The organism is Nonomuraea sp. NPDC048826 (assembly GCF_043198225.1).
Taxonomy (GTDB): domain Bacteria; phylum Actinomycetota; class Actinomycetes; order Streptosporangiales; family Streptosporangiaceae; genus Nonomuraea.
In genome coordinates, this window is the sequence record NZ_JBICUQ010000002.1 from 927,740 (window position 1) to 943,917 (window position 16,178).

Sequence of the window (16,178 nt, forward strand, 5' to 3'; positions counted from 1 at the left end):
GGGGCGTGGAGGCTCACTCGACCAAGGCGATGGCGGCCAGGGCCGTCGACCTGTGCGTCGCCCTGCTGTACGAGGAAGCGACGGCGGAGTCGGCGGCCCGGGTGCTGCGCGCCCACGGGGAGCGGGGGCCGATCGAGCTCACCGGGTCCGACCTGCGGGCGATGCGCGAGACGGCCGGCCGGCTCGTCGAGGTCCTCGCCGCGCCCGACGCGGCCTCGGCGGCGGCCCTGCTCAACGACCTCCTGGAGAGCGCCGCCGGGCCGCCCCGCCTCACCAGCCACGACGGCACGACCGGCTGGCACCTGCACGTCGACGGCCATGACGACGCGCCCTGGGCCGACTGGTTCCAGGCGTCGTCGGCGATGGCCTTCGCCGTGCTCCTGGCCGACCACCAGCGGATCCCCGGCGGCCTGTGCGCGTCGCCGACCTGCCGCCGGCCCTTCCTGCACGCGGGCGGCGGCAGCCCCCGCCGCTACTGCAGCCCCCGCTGCGCGACCCGCGAACGGGTGGCGGCCTACCGCTCCACCCGTCCTGCCTGATCATCTTCGACGACCACGGGTCCTTCCTGATGTCGTTCCTCCGGCCGCCGGGGGAGCGACAGCAGACCGTACGCCGCGACGGCCAGCAGCTGGACCCCGGCGCCCGCCAGCAGCGCGACCGCGGGGGAGTGCGCCGCCAGTGGTCCCGCCAGGGCCGAGCCCGCCGCGAACGAGGTGATCTTCAAACTCGCCCCGGTCGTGAACACCTGGCTGCGCAGCCGCTCCGGCGCCTCCCGATGGCGCACCGCGAACAGCGCCGTGAGCTGCGGCCCCTCGCCCACCCCCGCCACGACCGCGGCCGCCACCGCCACCGCGAACGACCCGGCCAGCGCCGCCAGCGCGGTCCCCGCCCCGATCAGCAGGGTGGACACGACCAGCACCGTGTCCCAGCGCCACCGGGTCCCGGCCCGCGCGACCACGGCGTTGGCCGCCAGCGCGGCCCCGGCCGTCACCGCCAGCAGCAGCGCACCGTACCCGGCGTCGCCCGCGAGCCGCAGGCCCAGCAGCGGCGCGGTGACGACCAGCATGGCCACCCCGGCCATCGAGATCATGGACGCCACGGTGGCCCGCCGCAGCGACCGGTTCCGGACGATGGCACGGAAACCGGCGGCGATCTCGGCACGCACCGCGCCCGCCTGCTCGCGTCTCTCCCGCCGGCGCGGCAGCACCCAGGCCGCGGGCAGGGCGGCCACCAGCAGCGCCACGCTCGCCGCGACCGCCGCCTGCCCGCTGACGACGGCGGCGATCAGCCCGGCCAGCGCGGGCCCGGCCAGCCCCGCCACGTTGTAGCTCATCGCGTCCAGCGCGTTCGCCCGGGGCAGCCGGCCGTCCGGCACGACCAGCGGGAGTTGCGCGGTCCACCCGCCGTTCAGCGAGGGACCGAGCAGCCCGGTCAGCACGGCCACCCCGATCAGCGCCGCGTCCGGCAGCCGCCCGAGCCCGGCCAGCACGACGAGCAGGCCCGCGCCGTACCCGGCCAGGCACCAGCCCAGCACCCGGCCCGGCCGCCGCGTCCGGTCCAGCAGCACGCCGAGCAGCGGCCCGCCGACCGCCGCCGACACGGTCAGCCCCGCCAGCAGCGCCGACGCGAGCACCGGCGACCCGGTCACGGCCAGCCCGGCGACCAGCAGCGCGGGCCCGGACATCTCGTCGCCGGTGCGGGAGGCCAGAGCGCCGATCATGTAACGCGTCAGCACCCTGGAGACGTTACACCCCCGCCGGGCGCGGGCCCGGACCGGTCAGGCCGCGCTGGTGATCACCGCGAACCGCGCGCCTGGAAGTAGACGATCCAGCGGGCTGCCCGTTCCTTCCCACCCGGTGCCCACCGCGAAGCGGCGCATAGTCGAAAGCTTGTTTGAACGATCGCGTACACTCGGCCTCATGGCGGCTGTTTACCAAGCATCTCTGCTCAGCATGGACGAGGAGCTCGCCGTCGGGCCGCTCGGCCCGGCGGTCCGCCGCACCGTCCTCGACCGGGGCGCCTGGCTCGACGTGCGGCCGGGCTGGCTGTCGGGCGCCGACGAGCTGTTCGAGCGGCTGGCCGAGTCGGTGCCGTGGAAGGCCGAGCGGCGCAAGATGTACGACCGCGTCGTCGACGTGCCCCGGCTGCTGAAGTTCTACGAGGAGGGCGAGACGCTGCCCCACCCGGTGCTCGCCGAGGCCAGGCGCGCACTCGACGAGCACTACGCCGAGGAGCTGGGCGAGCCGTTCGCCACCGCCGGGCTGTGCTACTACCGCGACGGCCGCGACAGCGTGGCCTGGCACGGCGACACCATCGGCCGGGGCAGCACCCACGACACGATGGTGGCCATCCTGTCCGTCGGCTACGCCCGGCCGCTGCTGCTCCGCCCGCGCGGCGGCGGCCCATCGCTCCGCTACGACCTCGGCCACGGCGACCTCGTCGTGATGGGCGGCAGCTGCCAGCGCACCTGGGAGCACGCCGTGCCCAAGACCACCCGCCCGGCGGGCCCGCGCATCAGCGTCCAGTTCCGCCCCCGCGGCGTCCGCTGAGGCCGCCGCTCGCGCGGCAGGCGTCACGCCAGACGGGTCACCGGCCCAGGGTGAGCCGGGCGACGCGGCCCTGCTCGCCCGCCGCCCAGCACGACAGGTCCCCAGTGCACGCCACCGTGTCGAAGGACCCGGTGTCGAACGTCCGCCAGGTCCGCCCGCCGTCATAGGTGACGTCGCTCCCGGTCGGCCCCACCGCGATCGCCGCGAACGGCAGGTAGGGCAACCACGTCACCCCCGACCGGTACGCGGGCGGGGGCACGGCGGACCGCTGCCAGGTGGCGCCGCCGTCGCGGGTCACCGCGGCCGCGTCCGGCGACGGCAGGCCGGGCTGGAAGTCGCCGCCCACCGCGATCCCGTGCAGCCGGTCGCGGAAGGCCAGCGCGAACACCCCGCGGGCCGGGTCGCCCGCCGGGATGGTCGTGTCGGCCACGGTCCAGGTGCGCCCGCGGTCACGCGAGTGGAACACCCGCGCCCGCTCCGCCCCGCCGGCGGCCAGCCACACGTCCCGCGAACCGGCCGTGACCAGGCACTGCCCGCTCGCCGCGAACCCCGCCTCGCCCGGCAGCGCCTCGGGCATCCCGTCGGAGGGCAGCACGCGCCAGCTCCGCCCGCCGTCCTCGGTCGCCAGGATCCGGAATCTGCCGTCGACCGGGTCGCTCATCGCCAGCCCGTGCCGCCGGTCGAAGAAGGCCAGGCAGTCGTAGAAGGCCCGCGGCTCGTCGTTCCGGTACGTCTCGGCCCACGTCCGCCCGCCGTCGTCCGTACGGTAGACCCGCGAGTCGGTGCCCTCGCCGATGGACAGCGCCACGGCCCGGCGCGCGTCGAACGCCTCCACGTCCCTGAACTGCAGCGCCTCGGTGCCGGGCGGGGAGACGTTCTGCCAGCTCCGCCCGCCGTCGACGGTCCGCAGCACGGTTCCCGCGGACCCGGACGCCCACGCCACCTGCCGGCTCACCGGCGACAGCCCGCGCAGCCGCGCGGTCACCCCGGTCTCCTGCGGCTCCCACCGCGGCCCGGTGACGGCCTGGGCCTGGACGGGGGTGACGGCGAGCACACAGGCCGCCGCGGTCAGGGCGCCTAACGCGATACGAAGCCTCATGCCGCGCAACCTAACTCAATCGATCAAAGTCGTCCACAATCCAGGTCAGAACGGCGCCCCGCCAGGGAACAACAAGAAACCCCGGCCGCGCGACACGCGGACCGGGGCTCGGTCTCCGCTCGACCAGGACAGACCTGGCCGGCTGTGGAGCCTGGTGGACGATACTGGGATTGAACCAGTGACCTCTTCCGTGTCAGGGAAGCGCTCTCCCGCTGAGCTAATCGTCCTTGGAGGTGGAGACGGGATTTGAACCCGCGTGCACGGCTTTGCAGGCCGCTGCCTCGCCTCTCGGCCACTCCACCGGGGCGACCTCTCCGAGCGGAAGACGGGATTCGAACCCGCGACCCTCACCTTGGCAAGGTGATGCTCTACCCCTGAGCCACTTCCGCGTTGCCCGACTACTGTAGCGAATTTCGCGCCGCCCCGCCTCACCCGCGCAGCTGGCGGGCGACGGTCCGCTCGGTGGCCGGCATGGTGAGGAAGATCTCCAGGATGCGGGTCAGGCGGTGGACCTCGATGCGATGGAAGGCGGGGCCGTCGGAACGGGCCAGCAGGAGCGTGAGGGCGAGCGGCGGCAGCGGGGCGTGGATGACGTGCAGGCCGCCCTCCAGCGTGGTGGCCGCGGGCCGGGCCGGGGCCGGCTCGGGCAGCGGCACGTCCTGCGGGGCGCGCCAGCTCGCGTAGACGACGCCGCCGGTGCCGGCGGTCGCCGCCCAGTCGGCGCTGAACAGCACCGGCAGCGAGTCGACCAGCGTGGTCAGGCCGCGGTCGCCCGCCGTCGTGACGTACTTGAGGATCTCCAGCTCGGGGTAGGTGCCGGCGGCCTCGCGGGTGGGCCAGACGCCCTCGACGGCGACGCCGGGCACGCTCCGCAGGCGTTCGCGCAGCGTCTCGGAGGTCGTGCCCTCGGGGCAGAACACGGTGAAGTCGTCGACCGCCCGGCCGTCGCCCCGCTCCAGGACGATCATCTGGGTGATGTCGGCCCCGGCGTCGCCGAGCGCCTGGGTGAGCCGCGCCAGCGAGCCCGGCCGGTCGGGCAGCGCGACGCGTACGCGTAGCAGCATCAGGTCCCCTCTTCCCCGCACGTCGGGGTCAGCGTATCGGGCGAATACCGCTTCACGGCGGACGTGCGCTACCAGAACTGTCGGTAGTACTCCCGTCCCGGCTTCAGGGCCCCGTTGATTGGGGGTCTCTCACTACGACCATTGTGTTCATGAGATATCAAATCGACACTGATGGTGAAAGTCAGTGCGTGTGGGCGAGGGAGAGAATCTCGGACGAGCTGTTCACCGAGGCGTTCCCAGCCGATGGCAGCCCAGCCATTTCGCCGGGTCTGCCCTGGTGGGCACCCCAGCATCTCCTGGGGCCCGACCAGCTCGGTCAGGGGCGTCCCCGTCATCTAGGTGCCCGCACGGCTGGATCGGATGCCGGAACTTCGTCACGAAGACCAAATGAGCGGGAAGCACCCAACGCAGTGCCTGCCTGTTCTGATATAGCCGTACTCGGCCATAACCTAACTGTATGATGATCAGGTGCAGTTGCGGTACAACTACCGGATCGACCCGACCCCCGCCCAGCGGATCGCGCTGGGCCGGGCGTTCGGGTGCGCCCGGACGGTGTATAACGATGCACTGCGCATGCGTAACGACGCCCATGAGAACGGGTTGCCGTTCGTGAGCGACGCCGAGCTGTCGCGCCAGGTCATCACCGAGGCGAAGAAACACCCCGATCGGGCGTGGCTGGGCGAGGTGTCAGCCGTGGTGCTGCAGCAGGCGCTCGCCGACTGCACGACGGCGTTCCGCAACTTCTTCGCATCGGTGTCGGGCAAGCGCAGGGGACCGAAACTCGCCCCGCCCCGGTGGCGGTCTCGTAAGGACAACCGGCAGGCGATCCGGTTCACCAGGAATGCCCGGTTCAAGGTGAGCCAGAACGGGAAACTCGTCCTGCCGAAGATCGGCGAGGTCGCGGTGCGCTGGTCACGGGCACTGCCTGCCGGCCCGTCCTCGGTCACGGTCATCAAGGACGCGGCGGGTCGGTATTTCGCGAGCTTCGTGGTCGAGGTCACCGCGCAACCGCTGATCGCCGTCGAAGCCGAGACCGGGATCGACCTCGGGCTCGGGCATTTCGCCGTCCTGCCGGACGGAACGAAGATCGATTCTCCGCGTTTTCTCCGCCGGGCGGAGAAACGACTGAAGAAAGCTCAACGCGCCCTGTCCCGGAAAGAGAAGGGCAGCAAGAACCGCGGCAAGGCCCGACACAAGGTCGCCCGCGCGCACGCGCGGGTCGCCGACGCCCGCCGTGAGTTCCACTACCGGCTTTCCACGCAGATCATCCGCGACAACCAAGCGGTGTTCGTGGAGGACCTGGCGGTGGGCGCACTGGCGCGCACGAGGCTGGCCAAGAGTGTGCACGATGCCGGGTGGTCGGCGTTCGTGAACATGCTGGAGTATAAAGCGAAGCTGTACGGCAGGACATTCGCCAAGGTCAGCCGATGGTTTCCATCCTCCAAGCTGTGTTCGGCCTGTGGAGTCGTAGCCGAGCCGATGCCTTTGCATGTCCGCGAATGGACCTGCGTGTGTGGCGTGGTTCACGACCGTGACATCAATGCTGCGATCAACATCCTGGCCGCCGGACGGGCGGACAGGTCAAACGCCTGTGGAGGGCCGGTCAGACCATCCTTCGGGATGGCGCAGCCTCGAGAAGCAGGAAGCCACAGCAGTGCCGCCGCGTGAAGGGGCGGCACAGGCCAGAATCTCCGGGCTTCAGCTTCAGCCAGGAGAGCGCGTCAAAACTGAGCGGATGAAGATTGGGCCGATCGAGGTGTGGCCGCCGGTGGTGCTGGCGCCGATGGCGGGCATCACGAACGCGCCGTTCCGGGTGCTCTGCAGGGAGCAGGGCGACGGGCTGTTCGTGTGCGAGATGATCACTTCGCGGGCCCTGGCGGAGCGGAACGTCAAGACCATGAAGATGATCCGCTTCGCCGAGTCGGAGCGCCCCAGGAGCCTGCAGTTGTACGGGGTCGACCCGCAGACCGTGGGCCGGGCGGTCAAGATGGTCGCCGAGGAGGATCTGGCCGACCACGTCGACCTCAACTTCGGCTGCCCCGTGCCCAAGGTCACCAGGCGTGGCGGCGGCTCCGCACTCCCGTACAAACGCAACCTGCTGCGGCGTATCCTGCGTGAGGCGGTGGCGAACGCGGGCGCGCTGCCCGTCACCATGAAGATGCGGATGGGCATCGACGACGACCACCTCACCTACCTCGACGCGGGCCGCATCGCGGCCGAGGAGGGCGTGGCGGCGGTGGCGCTGCACGCGCGCACCGCGCGCCAGCACTACGGCGGGACCGCCGACTGGGACGCGATCGCCCGGCTCAAGGAGGCGGTGCCGGAGATCCCGGTGCTGGGCAACGGCGACATCTGGAGCGCCGACGACGCGCTGCGCATGGTCGCGCGCACCGGATGCGACGGCGTGGTCGTGGGCCGCGGCTGCCTGGGCCGGCCGTGGCTGTTCGGCGACCTGGCGAACGCGTTCGCCGGCAGCTCCGAGCGGCTGCGGCCGTCACTCGGCGAGGTGGCCGCGATGATGGCCAGGCACGCCGGGCTGATGGTCGAGACGTTCGACACCGAGCGGTACGCGATCGCCGACTTTCGCAAGCACATCGGCTGGTACCTCAAGGGCTTCGCGGTGGGCGCGGAGTCGCGTCGCCGGGTGACGACCGCCGGGTCGCTCGACGAGCTGCGGGAGGCGCTGGCGGAGCTTGACCCGGTGCAGCCGTGGCCGGCCAACACCGACACGCCGCGCGGCAAGTCCGGCGAGCGCGAGAAGGTGCACCTGCCGCAGGGCTGGCTGGACGACCCGTGGGACACCGTCGTCCCGGAGGACGCCGAGTCGGACGTCTCGGGAGGTTAGCGCGGCTCTCGTACGATGTGGGCCATGATTCCGATGCTCTTACTGGCCGCGGCGGTGGCCATCCCCAACGGGTTCATGCTGTACGAGAAGGCCGCCGCCAAGAAGGATGACAATCCCGAGCACAGCTGGGAGGTGACCGGGAGGACCTCCGCGAGGCTGGTGGTCAACCCGTGCGACCGGTCCACGCTGGCCCGGTCCGGCCGCAAGGCGGCGAAGACCCTGATCTACACCGCGGTGCCCGACTACTCCAAGTCCGAGCAGGTCATCCTCTACACCTCCAGGGCCGGTGCCAAGAAGGCGATGCGCGACGTCCGGGCCGCGGTCCGCGCGTGCGGCACCAAGGGCTACCGGTTCTCGGCCAAGCGCGTGAAGCTCGGCGACGAGTCCCTGGCGGTCATCGGCCAGGCCTACCGGGGCAGGAAGCCGGCCATCGGCGGCGAGCGCGCCATCGTGACGCGGCGGGCCAACGCGCTGGTGATCTACACGGTCGCGGGGGAGTGGGGGCCGCCCGCGAACGCGGACTTCAAGATGCAGATCAAGGACAGCAAGAAGATGCTGGGCAAGATCTGCAAGATCGCCGCCTGCTGACCAGGGTCGAATCCCCAAATGTCACGATCTTGGGACATTGTCATGACGAGACATCGACCATCGTGACGCCATGATGAACGTAATAGACGTGTGCCGGGATGCCCTTGCCAGTCCATTCCGGCACACGGCTTTTTCTTTCCCCCGTCGGGTGCCGGGGCTGCTCATCGCGGGGGCCAGCCCGGACCCCGGCAGATGGGACTCTTCCGAAAAGCCGCTGAATCACGCCGGACATATTCCCTTAACAACGGAAATGTACGGTCGATCGGCGAGCGGAAGGGGCAGGCAATGGAGATCGTGGTCGACGACCTCACCGGTGAGGACATCGCCAAGTTCCTGGAGGAACACGTCCAGGAGATGCTGTCGACCACGCCGCCCGAGAGCAAGCACGCCCTCGACCTCGACGGCCTGCGCCGCCCCGAGATCACCTTCTGGTCGGTCTGGGACGACGGCGCACTGGTCGGCTGCGGGGCGATCAAGCGGCTCGACGCGGAGCACGCCGAGCTCAAGTCGATGCGCACCTCCACGGCCCGCAAGCGCGGCGGGGTGGCGTCCTTCCTGCTGGACCACATCCTCGCCGAGGCCGGTCGGATGGGGGTGCGCCGGATCAGCCTGGAGACCGGCTCGGGCGAGTTCTACCTGCCCGCCAGAAAGCTCTACGAGAAGTTCGGGTTCGCCTACTGCGAGCCGTTCGCCGACTACCGGCCCGACCCGAACAGCGTGTTCATGACCCGCGCGGTCTAGTCCTCGTCCTAGTCCTCGTTCAGCGGCCGGGCCGAGAGCAGCGGCCCCCGCCCGGCCGCGGGCGACTCCAGCCAGAAGAACCGGTAGTCGCCGGGCGGCAGCGCGGGGGCGCCCGGCGGCGCCGGGATCACGTCCTGCCCCACCTGGGCGGCCCCGTCGCGCACGCGGCCCACGCCGTGCGCCACCCTCCCGGTGCCGAGTGCGGTGATCATCCGGCGGCGGCGCCGTCGCTCGCGCCAGCGCGGCACCCCGTGGATCAGCACGACCGCCACGGCCTGCCAGCCCCAGACGATCATGATCAGGCCCATCGCCGCGAGCGCCCCGAGAAGCCCCCGCCCGTCGCCCAGGAAGTCATCCCGCGCTCCCAGCCAGCCGAAGAAGCCCTCCGTCGCGACCAGGAAGACCAGGAAGATCCACGCCACGTAGGGCGGCCGCACCCGGGGGCCGATGATCAGCGCCCGCTGCGCCGGCGTCACCTCACCCGCGGCGTTGGCCTCCAGCGCCGCGGGATCCTGCCACGACCACGCCACGTCCTCCTGAACGCGTCCCATCCGGCCCCCTCTCGCCCTCCATTGAGGAGCCTTCGGCCCGGTATGTCCACAGGAGGACCCGTGGCGCGGCGCACACCCTCTACAGCCGGTTGAGTCCCTGCACGTGGACGACGGCGCGGCCCTCCTCGTCGGACGCCGTCAGGTCGATCTGGGCGTCGATGCCCCAGTCGCCGTCGCCCGCCGGATCCTTGATCGTCTGGCGGACCTTCCACACGCCGGTCTCCTCCTCGATGCGCAGCAGCGCCGGACCCCGGGCGTCGGCGTCGGTCAGGATCTCCTCGTGCTCGTCGTAGTAGGCGTCGAGCGCCGCGCTCCAGTCGACGTCGGGAGCCAGCTCCTCCAGCTCCTCCTCCTTCTCCAGCGCGCACAGCTCGACGAGCCGGAACATGGCGTTGCGCACCAGCACCCGGAACGCCCGCGGGTTGCCGGTGACCGGGCGCACCTTGGTCTCCAGCTGCTCGCGCCGCTCCAGCGCCTCGTCCGGGTTGGCGAGCTTCTCCCACTCGTCGATCAAGCTGGAGTCGACCTGGCGCACCAGCTCGCCGAGCCACTCGATCAGGTCGACCAGGTCCTCGGTCTTGAGATGCTCGGGGACGGTACGCGACAGCGTCCGGTAGGCGTCGGCCAGATAACGCAGCACGGTGCCCTCGGACCGGGCCAGCTCGTAGAACTGGATGTAGTCGCTGAACGTCATCGCCCGCTCGTACAGGTCGCGGACCACCGACTTGGGGCTGACGGTGTAGTCGCCCACCCACGGGTGGCCGCGCCGGTAGGTCTCGTACGCGCCGAGCAGCAGGTCTTCCAGCGGCATCGGATACATGATCTCGGCGAGCGCCTCCATGCGCTCCTCGTACTCGACGCCGTCGGCCTTCATCTCGGCGACGGCCTCGCCGCGCGCCTTCTTGAGCTGGGCCGAGAGGATCTGGCGCGGGTCGTCCAGGATGGACTCCACGATCGACACCATGTCGAGTGCGTAGCCGGGCGACTCGCGGTCGAGCAGCTCGAAGGCGGCCAGCGCGAACGTCGACAGCGCCTGGTTGAGCGCGAAGTCCTCCTGCAGCTCGATCGTCAGGCGGGCGCGGCGGCCCTGCTCGTCCGGCTCGCGGAGCTGCTCGACCACGCCGCCGGCCAGCAGCGACCGGTAGATCGCGATGGCCTGGCTGATGTGCCGCCGCTGCCACTTGCGGTCTTCGTGGTTGTCGGTCAGCAGGTGCTTCATCGCCTGGAAGCAGTCGCCCGGCCGGTTGATGACGGCCAGCAGCATCGCGTTGCTCACCTTGAACCGGGACTGCAGCGGCTCCGGCTCGGCCTGCTGCAGCTTCTGGAACGTCTCCTCGCTCCAGCCGACGAACCCCTCCGGCGGCTTCTTGCGCGCGTAGCCGCGCCGCCGCTTCGGATCGTCGCCGATCTTGGCCAGCGCGCGGGCGTTCTCGATGTCGTGCTCGGGGGCCTGGCAGGAGACGTAGCCGATGGTGTCGAACCCGGCCCGGCCCGCCCGGCCGGCGATCTGGTGGAACTCGCGGGCGCGCAGCCGCCGCACCTTGTTGCCGTCGTACTTGGACAGCGCGGTGAACAGCACGGTGCGGATGGGCACGTTGACGCCGACGCCCAGCGTGTCGGTGCCGCAGATGACCTTGAGCAGCCCCGCCTGGGCCAGCCGCTCCACCAGCCGGCGGTACTTGGGCAGCATGCCCGCGTGGTGCACGCCGATGCCGTGGCGGACCAGCCTCGACAGGGCGCGGCCGAAGCGCGTGGTGAACCGGAAGCCGCCGATCATCGTGGCGATCGCTTCCTTCTCGGCCTTGGTGCACATGTTGATGCTCATCAGCGACTGGGCCCGCTCCATGGCCGCCGCCTGGGTGAAGTGGACCACGTAGACCGGGGCCTGGCCGGTGGTCAGCATCTCCTCCAGCGTCTCGTGCAGCGGCGTCATCCGGTAGGAGTAGACCAGCGGGACGGGCCGCTCGGCGTTCTTGACCACCGCGGTCGGGCGGCCGGTGCGCCGGGTCAGGTCGCGCTCGAACATGGCCACGTCGCCGAGCGTCGCCGACATCAGGACGAACTGCACGTGCGGCAGCTCCAGCAGCGGCACCTGCCACGCCCAGCCCCGGTCGGGCTCGGCGTAGAAGTGGAACTCGTCCATCACCACCTGGCCGATGTCGGCCGTGGCGCCGTCGCGCAGCGCCACGTTGGCCAGGATCTCGGCGGTGCAGCAGATGATCGGCGCGCCCGGGTTGACACTGGCGTCGCCGGTCATCATGCCGACGTTCTCGGTGCCGAAGACGGCGCACAGGTCGAAGAACTTCTCCGACACCAGCGCCTTGATCGGCGCGGTGTAGAAGGTGCGCTGGTCGCGGGTGAGCGCGGTGAAGTGGGCGCCCGCGGCGACCAGGCTCTTGCCGGAGCCGGTGGGGGTGGCCAGGATCAGGTTGCTGCCCGACACCACCTCGATCAGCGCCTCTTCCTGGGCGGGATAGAGCGTGAGCCCCCTCTCGGCGTTCCAGGAGGCGAACGCTTCGTAGATGGCGTCGGGATCGGCGTCGATCTCTGCGGGCAGGCGGTCGATGAGAAGGCTCACACCTCTATCCTGCCGAAGCCCGCGGGGTGCTAGGACCCCAGATCGAGTTGGAGCAGCACGGTGTCGATCCAGCGGCCGTGCTTGAACCCCACCCGGCGCAGCCGTCCCGACTCGGTGAACCCGAAGGCGGCGTGCAGCCGGAGGGACGCCGCCTCCTGCCCGGTGCCGGCCACGACCGCGACGAGCTGGGCGGCCCCCGCCTTCCTGGCGGCCGGGATCAGCGCGCCCAGCAGCAGCCCGCCCAGCCCGCGCCCGGTCGCACCCGGCGCGAGATAGACGGTGTCCTCCAGCGTGTGCCGGTAGGCGGGCTTGGGACGGTACGGGGCCGCGTACGCGTAGCCGAGCACCGCGCCGTCCTCCTCGGCCACCAGGAACGGCAGCCCCGCCCCGGTGATCGCCGCCGCCTTCGCCCGCCACTCCGACGGCGTCGGCGGCGTCTCGTCGAAGGTGGCGACGGTCTCGGTGACGTAGTGGGCGTAGATCGAGGCGACGGCCGGCAGGTCGGACTCGGTCAGGGGACGGACGGTCGTCATGGCCGGTCATTCTGCCGGGGCGAGATGACGGGCGGGTTGCGGCGCGCTCACCGACGTCAGCCAGAGCCCGGCCGCGATCGAGGCCACCGCGAGCACCGGCACGGCACCCGGCGCGAACCCCGCCACCGTCAGCGCCAGCAGCCCGCCGCCGACCAGTGCGGCCGCGGCCAGCGTGGTGCCCCAGGTCGCGACCCCGTACCCGAAGGCGGGCGGTTCCTCGTACCGGGCGAACCACCGCAGCAGCGGCCAGAGCACCAGCGACAGCAGCCCGAACCAGAGCGGCCAGCCCGCGAACCAGAGCACGCCGCCCGGCTCCGGCGTGCGCGCGCCCAGCCCCACCACGACCACGCCCGTCACCGCGAACAGCGCCGGCATGTGCCAGAGGTACGCGGTCATCATGCGCGGCGCCGCCCAGGCGAGCAGCCGGCGCGAGGGCAGCCGCAGGATCCGCTCCCGCAGCAGGACGGCCAGCCCCACCTGGCCGAACCCGACCGCCATGATCGCCAGGGTGGGCGGCGCCATGTTCGACGTCTCGGCTCCGGGCAGCCCGATCATGCTGCCGGGGTACGGGCCGAACGCCACGAGCAGCGCCGCCGCCCCGTACCCGCAGGCCGCCAGCAGGCCGGGCCGGGCCAGCCGCCCGCTCGCGTACAGGAACCCGAGCTGGTGCACCGCAAGCCAGACGAAGACCACGTTCAGGTAGCCCACCGCGTCGATCCCCGACATGAACCGGGCCACGTCCGTCAGCACCGCCCCGGCGGCCAGCGCCGCGGGGACGCGCGCCCCGTACCGCTCGTGCAGCCCCAGCAGGTACGGGGTCGCCGTCACGGCGATCAGGTAGACGGCGAGGAACCAGAGCAACTGGCCCGTCAGCCGCGCCCCCGTCTCCAGCGGCTGCTCCGGCACGCCCAGCGCCAGCAGCAGGTGCGGCAGCGGGATCCACACCGCCGCCAGCGGCAGCAGCGGCCAGGCCAGCCGCCGCAGCCGGCCCGCCAGCCAGCGCGGCCCGCCGGCGGGGGAGCGGCCGAAGCTGATCGCGTTCGCCGCGCCGCCCGCGAAGAACACCAGCGGCATCACCTGGCTGACCCACGTCACCACCCACACGCCCGGCGTGGCCAGCGCGTTGCCGGTGGTCAGCCGGGCGCCGTCGTAGCCGAGCACCGGGATGGTCCAGTGCTGCAGCACCACCAGCGCCATCCCGAACACCCGCAGGATGTCGAGGAACGGATCACGCGAGGCGGGCGGCGCCGGGCGGGGACGTTCCAGCATGACGGTCATGGGGATGCCTCGATTCATCGGGGGTGATGCGGTCAAGGCTTCCGCTCGCGGCCGCCGGGCACAGTGCCGTGCGCCGCCGTCTTCTGGACGGGCCGGCGCGACCGGGGAAGGTAGGGCTGGCCCCACCCCCGGACACCGGCATACCGGGTCGAAATGGATGAGCCGGGGGCTTAGCGTTTGTGCCATGCGCTCCGTGATCAGGCGGGTTCTGCTCGACACCCGCTACACGCTCGTCGGCTTCCCCCCGACCGTGCTCGCCTTCTGCATCACGATCGCCGGCCTGGCCGCCGGGATCGGCACGACCGTCGTGTGGATCGGGGTGCCCGTGCTGGCGGGGACCCTGCTGATGGCCCGCGCGTTCGCCGACGGGGAGCGCGCCTGGCTCTCGGACGTCCTCGCGCGTCCTCCGGTACGCCCCCGCTACAAGGCGCCGCCACCGGGCGCCGGGCGCTTCCGCCGCATCGTCAACCCGCTGACCAGCGGCCAGTCCTGGCTCGACCTGCTGCACGCCATCGTGAACTTCCCGATCGCGGTGGTCTCGTTCTCGCTCACGGTCGCCTTCTGGGCGGTCCCGCTCGGCGGCCTCACCTGGCCCATCTACGGCATCGTCACCTCGCGGATCCCCGGCAACGTGGAGCTGCCCGAGCTGCTCGGGCTGGGCGACGGATATCTGGTCAACGCGATCTTCTACGTGTCGGTGGGACTGCTGTTCCTCTTCATCCTGCCGTTCGTGGTCCGCGGCACCGCGCTGCTGCGCGCCGGGCTCGGCCGGGCGCTGCTCACCGGAGTCGCCGAACTGCAGGAGCGCATCGACGACCTGGCCGAGGGCCGCGCCGCCGCCGTCTCCGCCGAGGCCAACGCGCTGCGCAAGCTGGAGCGCGACATCCACGACGGCCCCCAGCAGCGGCTGGTCTCGCTGGCCATGGACCTGTCACGGGCGCAGCGGCAGCTCGCCAAGGACCCCGGCGCGGCCCAGGACACGATCAGATCGGCGATCACCGCCACCCGCGAGACGCTCGACGAACTGCGCGCCCTGTCCCGCGGCATCGCCCCGCCCGTCCTGTCCGACCGGGGGCTCGCGCCCGCGCTCGCCGCCCTCGCCGGCCGCTGCACCGTCCCCGTCGACCTGGACGTCCAGGCCACCGGACGGTACGACGCGGCGGTCGAGAACGCGATCTACTTCGTCGTCGCCGAAACGCTCACCAACGTGGCCAAGCACAGCCAGGCCACCGTCTGCACCGTCAGGCTCGCGCACACCCGTGATCGTCTGGTGCTGACCATCGGCGATGATGGGGTCGGCGGCGCGCACGTCGCCAAGGGACACGGTCTCGCCGGGCTGGCCGACCGGCTCCGCGCGGTCGACGGGGAGCTCACGGTGAGCTCGCCCGACGGCGGGCCGACGGTGATCGTAGCGGAGGTGCCGTGCGGGTAGTCGTTGCCGATGACGCCGTGCTCATCAGAGAGGGCCTGGTCAGGCTGCTGGAGGAGTTCGGCTGCGAGGTGGTGGCGGCCGTCGGCGACGGCGACGCCCTCGTCGAGGCCGTCGTCGAGCATCGGCCCGAGGTGTCGGTGGTGGACGTGCGGATGCCGCCCAGCTTCACCGACGAGGGGCTGCGGGCAGCCGTGCGCGCCCGGGAGCGGGTGCCCGGGGCGCCGGTGCTCATCCTGTCGCAGTACGTCGAGGTGTCCTACGCCGACGACCTGCTCGCCGACGCCAGGGGCGCGGTCGGCTACCTGTTGAAGGACCGGGTCGTCGACGTGGACGAGTTCATGGAGGGCCTGCGGCGGGTCGCCGCGGGCGGGACCGTGTTCGACCCTCAGGTGGTGTCGCAGTTGATGGTGCGCAGGCGCAGGAACGACCCGCTCGCCTCCCTCACCCCGCGCGAACGCGAGGTGCTGGGCCTGATGGCGGAGGGCAAGTCCAACCCCGCCATCGGCAGGCAGCTCGTCATCAGCGACGGAGCGGTGGAGAAGCACATCAGGAGCATCTTCAACAAGCTCGGCCTCTACGCCGACGACAGCGACCAGCACCGCCGGGTCCTCGCGGTCCTGGCCTACCTGCGCTCCTGAACGCCCGCCGTTCCGGTTTGCCTGTCGGCGTTCCGGAACGCCTGCCGTTCGGGCTGCGCGTGTCAGCGCCCCTTACGGCAGTTGTCTTTACGGCTGTCGTCCCTTTACGGCTGTCGTCCCGGCTTCGCTCGGCCGTGCTCCGAGCGCGCATCACCCCGCGGCGCGGCCTCGGGCCGCCCTGAGGGCGGCGGTCGCGCCGGTCTCGCCGGCCGCCGTGCGGACCGCCGGGCCCGCTCCGGCGGGGGCCGGAGCAGCTGGCGTGCCCGTGGTCGTGGCAGCCGG

Annotated in this window: 15 protein-coding genes and 3 tRNA genes; 8 read left to right on the forward strand and 10 right to left on the reverse strand. The window is 71.8% G+C overall.

Annotated features, from left to right (window positions below; all coding sequences use genetic code 11):
* Positions 1–5: 5 nt before the first annotated feature.
* Positions 6–539 (forward strand): CGNR zinc finger domain-containing protein, encoded by a 534-nt coding sequence (locus ACGFI7_RS09895; protein WP_393401547.1) that lies wholly within the window; start codon positions 6–8, stop codon positions 537–539.
* On the opposite strand, the gene ACGFI7_RS09900 is transcribed toward ACGFI7_RS09895, so the two are convergent.
* A complete protein-coding gene (locus tag ACGFI7_RS09900) occupies positions 515–1,735 on the reverse strand; it encodes an MFS transporter (protein WP_393401550.1) in 1,221 nt (406 codons plus the stop codon). The two genes, ACGFI7_RS09895 and ACGFI7_RS09900, sit on opposite strands and share 25 nt — an antisense overlap.
* Positions 1,736–1,919: 184 nt before the next feature.
* On the opposite strand from ACGFI7_RS09900, the gene ACGFI7_RS09905 reads away from it, so the two are divergent.
* Positions 1,920–2,549 carry an alpha-ketoglutarate-dependent dioxygenase AlkB gene (locus ACGFI7_RS09905; RefSeq protein ID WP_393401553.1) on the forward strand — a complete coding sequence of 210 codons (630 nt, stop codon included), beginning with the start codon at positions 1,920–1,922 and terminating at the stop codon, positions 2,547–2,549.
* Positions 2,550–2,586: 37 nt separating this feature from the next.
* Here ACGFI7_RS09905 and ACGFI7_RS09910 read toward each other — a convergent pair whose 3' ends face one another.
* From ACGFI7_RS09910 to ACGFI7_RS09930, 5 genes are all read right to left on the reverse strand, one after another.
* Complete coding sequence (locus tag ACGFI7_RS09910; protein ID WP_393401555.1) at positions 2,587–3,648, reverse strand: WD40/YVTN/BNR-like repeat-containing protein; 1,062 nt, start codon at positions 3,646–3,648, stop codon at positions 2,587–2,589.
* Between the two features lie 152 nt (positions 3,649–3,800).
* A tRNA-Val gene (locus ACGFI7_RS09915) sits at positions 3,801–3,875 on the reverse strand.
* A gap of 1 nt (position 3,876) precedes the next feature.
* A tRNA-Cys gene (locus tag ACGFI7_RS09920) sits at positions 3,877–3,950 on the reverse strand.
* 15 nt (positions 3,951–3,965) lie between these two features.
* Positions 3,966–4,037, reverse strand: a tRNA-Gly gene (locus ACGFI7_RS09925).
* A 39-nt stretch (positions 4,038–4,076) separates the two neighbouring features.
* A complete protein-coding gene (locus tag ACGFI7_RS09930; protein ID WP_393401557.1) occupies positions 4,077–4,712 on the reverse strand; it encodes an ACT domain-containing protein in 636 nt (211 codons plus the stop codon).
* Between the two features lie 468 nt (positions 4,713–5,180).
* Between ACGFI7_RS09930 and ACGFI7_RS09935 the strand changes: the two genes are divergently transcribed.
* From ACGFI7_RS09935 to ACGFI7_RS09950, 4 genes are all read left to right on the forward strand, one after another.
* Positions 5,181–6,380: an RNA-guided endonuclease InsQ/TnpB family protein gene (locus ACGFI7_RS09935; protein WP_393401560.1), complete on the forward strand. Its 1,200-nt coding sequence runs from the start codon at positions 5,181–5,183 to the stop codon at positions 6,378–6,380.
* A gap of 67 nt (positions 6,381–6,447) precedes the next feature.
* The gene (gene dusB, locus ACGFI7_RS09940) at positions 6,448–7,557 is read left to right on the forward strand and encodes a tRNA dihydrouridine synthase DusB (RefSeq protein ID WP_393401563.1); all 1,110 of its coding nucleotides are present in this window, start codon (positions 6,448–6,450) and stop codon (positions 7,555–7,557) included.
* A gap of 24 nt (positions 7,558–7,581) precedes the next feature.
* Positions 7,582–8,145 (forward strand): hypothetical protein, encoded by a 564-nt coding sequence (locus tag ACGFI7_RS09945; RefSeq protein WP_393401566.1) that lies wholly within the window; start codon positions 7,582–7,584, stop codon positions 8,143–8,145.
* 285 nt (positions 8,146–8,430) lie between these two features.
* Positions 8,431–8,886, forward strand: coding sequence for a GNAT family N-acetyltransferase (locus ACGFI7_RS09950; RefSeq protein ID WP_393401569.1), 456 nt, complete (start codon positions 8,431–8,433; stop codon positions 8,884–8,886).
* Between the two features lie 8 nt (positions 8,887–8,894).
* Here ACGFI7_RS09950 and ACGFI7_RS09955 read toward each other — a convergent pair whose 3' ends face one another.
* From ACGFI7_RS09955 to ACGFI7_RS09970, 4 genes are all read right to left on the reverse strand, one after another.
* Positions 8,895–9,437 (reverse strand): hypothetical protein, encoded by a 543-nt coding sequence (locus ACGFI7_RS09955; RefSeq protein WP_393401571.1) that lies wholly within the window; start codon positions 9,435–9,437, stop codon positions 8,895–8,897.
* Positions 9,438–9,516: 79 nt separating this feature from the next.
* On the reverse strand, positions 9,517–12,015 hold the full coding sequence (locus tag ACGFI7_RS09960; protein ID WP_393401574.1) for a DEAD/DEAH box helicase: 2,499 nt from the start codon (positions 12,013–12,015) through the stop codon (positions 9,517–9,519).
* Between the two features lie 29 nt (positions 12,016–12,044).
* Entirely contained in the window at positions 12,045–12,548 is a 504-nt protein-coding gene (locus tag ACGFI7_RS09965; RefSeq protein WP_393401576.1) for a GNAT family N-acetyltransferase, read from the reverse strand.
* A 6-nt stretch (positions 12,549–12,554) separates the two neighbouring features.
* A complete protein-coding gene (locus ACGFI7_RS09970) occupies positions 12,555–13,826 on the reverse strand; it encodes an acyltransferase (RefSeq protein WP_393401579.1) in 1,272 nt (423 codons plus the stop codon).
* Positions 13,827–14,010: 184 nt separating this feature from the next.
* On the opposite strand from ACGFI7_RS09970, the gene ACGFI7_RS09975 reads away from it, so the two are divergent.
* Both ACGFI7_RS09975 and ACGFI7_RS09980 read left to right on the forward strand, forming a co-directional pair.
* Complete coding sequence (locus ACGFI7_RS09975; protein WP_393401581.1) at positions 14,011–15,258, forward strand: sensor histidine kinase; 1,248 nt, start codon at positions 14,011–14,013, stop codon at positions 15,256–15,258.
* Positions 15,249–15,896, forward strand: a complete 648-nt coding sequence (locus tag ACGFI7_RS09980) for a response regulator (protein ID WP_393401583.1) — start codon at positions 15,249–15,251, stop codon at positions 15,894–15,896. The genes ACGFI7_RS09975 and ACGFI7_RS09980 overlap by 10 nt, the downstream gene beginning before the upstream one ends.
* Positions 15,897–16,178: the final 282 nt, after the last annotated feature.

What these genes read in the sequence shown, in the direction of transcription:
- ACGFI7_RS09905 (WP_393401553.1), top strand. Translation starts at nt 1,920, where the DNA reads ATGGCGGCTGTTTACCAAGCATCTCTGCTCAGCATGGACGAGGAGCTC.
- ACGFI7_RS09910 (WP_393401555.1), bottom strand. Translation starts at nt 3,648, where the DNA reads ATGAGGCTTCGTATCGCGTTAGGCGCCCTGACCGCGGCGGCCTGTGTG.
- ACGFI7_RS09930 (WP_393401557.1), bottom strand. Translation starts at nt 4,712, where the DNA reads ATGCTGCTACGCGTACGCGTCGCGCTGCCCGACCGGCCGGGCTCGCTG.
- dusB (WP_393401563.1), top strand. Translation starts at nt 6,448, where the DNA reads ATGAAGATTGGGCCGATCGAGGTGTGGCCGCCGGTGGTGCTGGCGCCG.
- ACGFI7_RS09945 (WP_393401566.1), top strand. Translation starts at nt 7,582, where the DNA reads ATGATTCCGATGCTCTTACTGGCCGCGGCGGTGGCCATCCCCAACGGG.
- ACGFI7_RS09950 (WP_393401569.1), top strand. Translation starts at nt 8,431, where the DNA reads ATGGAGATCGTGGTCGACGACCTCACCGGTGAGGACATCGCCAAGTTC.
- ACGFI7_RS09955 (WP_393401571.1), bottom strand. Translation starts at nt 9,437, where the DNA reads ATGGGACGCGTTCAGGAGGACGTGGCGTGGTCGTGGCAGGATCCCGCG.
- ACGFI7_RS09965 (WP_393401576.1), bottom strand. Translation starts at nt 12,548, where the DNA reads ATGACGACCGTCCGTCCCCTGACCGAGTCCGACCTGCCGGCCGTCGCC.
- ACGFI7_RS09970 (WP_393401579.1), bottom strand. Translation starts at nt 13,826, where the DNA reads ATGACCGTCATGCTGGAACGTCCCCGCCCGGCGCCGCCCGCCTCGCGT.
- ACGFI7_RS09975 (WP_393401581.1), top strand. Translation starts at nt 14,011, where the DNA reads ATGCGCTCCGTGATCAGGCGGGTTCTGCTCGACACCCGCTACACGCTC.